This window comes from Saccharomonospora sp. NB11 (genome assembly GCF_015910535.1).
Lineage (GTDB): Bacteria > Actinomycetota > Actinomycetes > Mycobacteriales > Pseudonocardiaceae > Saccharomonospora.
This window is the reverse complement of the sequence record NZ_JACBJG010000027.1, coordinates 1-454: the sequence shown is the minus strand read 5'-3', so window position 1 is coordinate 454 and position 454 is coordinate 1. Positions and strand designations below refer to the sequence as shown.

Annotated in this window: 1 protein-coding gene; it reads left to right on the top strand. The window is 65.9% G+C overall.

Going from position 1 to position 454, the window contains the following annotated elements:
• The coding region (locus tag JAV51_RS20115; protein ID WP_197322312.1) for a hypothetical protein at positions 1–454 on the top strand (454 nt) is incomplete at both ends.

Below are 454 nucleotides of genomic sequence, written 5' to 3'. Positions count from 1 at the left end.
ACGCCGCGGGGGACGTTGGCGTCGCGCACGGCCGGTGGTGTGTCGACGTTGGTGGAGTTCAACGCGTTCGACGAGTTGGTCGCCGATGGTGGGACCGATTACCGCTATGACGCGTTGAACCGGTTGGTCAGCGCCGGTGGTCGCGCACTGACCTATGTGGGGTCGGGGATCAAGGTCGCTTCGGATGGGCAGGGGGAGTACACCTACACGCCGGGTGGGTTGCCGTTGGGGGTGGCCCAGGGTGGTGTGTCGGCGTTGGCGTGGTCGGATGTGCACACCGACCTGATCGGGTTGGTCGATCCGAGTACGGGTGTGTTGGCGGGGTCGCGGTCTTACAGTCCGTTCGGACAGCGGCAGGCTGAGGCGGGAACGCAGCCTGCGTTGGGTTTCCAGCACCAGTACACCGACCCTGACAGCGGGAACGTGAACATGGGTGCGCGGTGGTATCAGCCGG